The organism is Planococcus salinarum, assembly GCF_007004625.1.
Classification (GTDB): domain Bacteria; phylum Bacillota; class Bacilli; order Bacillales_A; family Planococcaceae; genus Planococcus; species Planococcus salinarum.
In genome coordinates this window covers 1-2,998 of the sequence record NZ_VIFV01000056.1, presented here as the reverse complement: position 1 = coordinate 2,998, position 2,998 = coordinate 1, and the positions used below count along the sequence as shown (strand labels likewise).

The 2,998-nt window shown below is 54.0% G+C and carries 1 rRNA gene; it reads right to left on the bottom strand.

Features of this window, described 5'->3' with window-relative positions:
* Positions 1-60: 60 nt before the first annotated feature.
* Positions 61-2,996, bottom strand: a 23S ribosomal RNA gene (locus DIJ65_RS16015).
* Positions 2,997-2,998: the final 2 nt, after the last annotated feature.

The following is a 2,998-nucleotide window of genomic DNA, read 5'->3' as shown; positions in this document are numbered from 1 at the left end:
TCAAAACTGGATAAACGACATCGAAACAATTCGCGCACAAAGCGGTTCACGAAATTGGTTTTGGTTAAGTCCTCGATCGATTAGTATTCGTCAGCTGCACGTGTCGCCACGCTTCCACCTCGAACCTATCTACCTCATCGTCTTTGAGGGATCTTACTTGCTTGCGCAATGGGAAATCTCATCTTGAGGGGGGCTTCGTGCTTAGATGCTTTCAGCACTTATCCCGGCCACACATAGCTACCCAGCGATGCCCCTGGCGGAACAACTGGTACACCAGCGGTGTGTCCATCCCGGTCCTCTCGTACTAAGGACAGCTCCTCTCAAATTTCCTGCGCCCGCGACGGATAGGGACCGAACTGTCTCACGACGTTCTGAACCCAGCTCGCGTACCGCTTTAATGGGCGAACAGCCCAACCCTTGGGACCGACTACAGCCCCAGGATGCGATGAGCCGACATCGAGGTGCCAAACCTCCCCGTCGATGTGGACTCTTGGGGGAGATAAGCCTGTTATCCCCGGGGTAGCTTTTATCCGTTGAGCGATGGCCCTTCCATGCGGAACCACCGGATCACTAAGCCCGTCTTTCGACCCTGCTCGACCTGTACGTCTCGCAGTCAAGCTCCCTTCTGCCTTTACACTCTGCGAATGATTTCCAACCATTCTGAGGGAACCTTTGGGCGCCTCCGTTACTCTTTAGGAGGCGACCGCCCCAGTCAAACTGCCCGCCTGACACTGTCTCCCACCCCGATCAGGGGTGTGGGTTAGAATTTCAATACAACCAGGGTAGTATCCCACCGACGCCTCCTCCGAAGCTGGCGCTCCGGGTTCATTGGCTCCTACCTATCCTGTACAAGTTGCACCAAAATTCAATATCAGGCTACAGTAAAGCTCCACGGGGTCTTTCCGTCCTGTCGCGGGTAACCTGCATCTTCACAGGTACTATAATTTCACCGAGTCTCTCGTTGAGACAGTGCCCAGATCGTTACGCCTTTCGTGCGGGTCGGAACTTACCCGACAAGGAATTTCGCTACCTTAGGACCGTTATAGTTACGGCCGCCGTTTACTGGGGCTTCGGTTCGCACCTTCGCTTGCGCTAAGCACTCCCCTTAACCTTCCAGCACCGGGCAGGCGTCAGCCCCTATACGTCACCTTACGGTTTTGCAGAGACCTGTGTTTTTGCTAAACAGTCGCCTGGGCCTATTCACTGCGGCTCTCTCGGGCTGTAACACCCTACCAGAGCACCCCTTCTCCCGAAGTTACGGGGTCATTTTGCCGAGTTCCTTAACGAGAGTTCACTCGCTCACCTTAGAATTCTCTTCTCGCCTACCTGTGTCGGTTTGCGGTACGGGCACCTCCCGCCTCGCTAGAGGCTTTTCTTGGCAGTGTGAAATCAGGGACTCCGGGGCGCAATGCCCCTTGCCATCACAGCTCAACGTATCAGGAATGGGATTTGCCTCATTCCACGCCTCACTGCTTGGACGCGCACAACCAACGGCGCGCTCACCTTATCCTTCTGCGTCCCCCCATTGCTCAAACGGCGGGGAGGTGGTACAGGAATATCAACCTGTTGTCCATCGTCTACGCCTATCGGCCTCGACTTAGGTCCCGACTGACCCTGAGCGGACGAGCCTTCCTCAGGAAACCTTAGGCATTCGGTGGACGGGATTCTCACCCGTCTTTCGTTACTCATACCGGCATTCTCACTTCTAAGCGCTCCACCGGTCCTTCCGGTCCAGCTTCAACGCCCTTAGAACGCTCTCCTACCACGGAGCTCCTAAGAGCTCCATCCACAGCTTCGGTAATCCGTTTAGCCCCGGTACATTTTCGGCGCAGTGTCACTCGACCAGTGAGCTATTACGCACTCTTTAAATGATGGCTGCTTCTAAGCCAACATCCTGGTTGTCTAAGCAACGCCACATCCTTTTCCACTTAACGGATATTTGGGGACCTTAGCTGGTGGTCTGGGCTGTTTCCCTCTTGACTACGGATCTTATCACTCGCAGTCTGACTCCCAATCATAAATCACTGGCATTCGGAGTTTGTCTGAATTCGGTAACCCGGGATGGGCCCCTAGTCCAAACAGTGCTCTACCTCCAGGATTCTCAAGATTGAGGCTAGCCCTAAAGCTATTTCGGAGAGAACCAGCTATCTCCAGGTTCGATTGGAATTTCTCCGCTACCCACACCTCATCCCCGCACTTTTCAACGTGCGTGGGTTCGGGCCTCCAGTAAGTGTTACCTTACCTTCACCCTGGACATGGGTAGATCACCTGGTTTCGGGTCTACAACTGCATACTCATTCGCCCTGTTCAGACTCGCTTTCGCTGCGGCTCCGGCTTCTCACCTTAACCTTGCATGCAATCGTAACTCGCCGGTTCATTCTACAAAAGGCACGCCATCACCCATTAACGGGCTTTGACTACTTGTAGGCACACGGTTTCAGGATCTATTTCACTCCCCTTCCGGGGTGCTTTTCACCTTTCCCTCACGGTACTGGTTCACTATCGGTCACTAGGGAGTATTTAGCCTTGGGAGATGGTCCTCCCGGATTCCGACGGAATTTCACGTGTTCCGCCGTACTCAGGATCCACTCTGGAGGGAACAAACTTTCAGCTACGGGGCTGTTACCCGGTATCGCGGACCGTTCCAGGTCGCTTCGCCTAATCTGTTCCTTTGTAACTCCGTATAGAGTGTCCTACAACCCCAGAAGGCAAGCCTTCTGGTTTGGGCTGTTCCCGTTTCGCTCGCCGCTACTCAGGGAATCGCATTTGCTTTCTCTTCCTCCAGGTACTTAGATGTTTCAGTTCCCTGGGTGTGCCTTCTCATGTGCTATGAATTCACACATGGATACTGCCCCATTACAGGCAGCGGGTTTCCCCATTCGGAAATCTCCGGATCAATGCTCACTTACAGCTCCCCGGAGCATATCGGTGTTAGTGCCGTCCTTCTTCGGCTCCTAGTGCCAAGGCATCCACCGTGCGCCCTTCCTAACTTAACCAA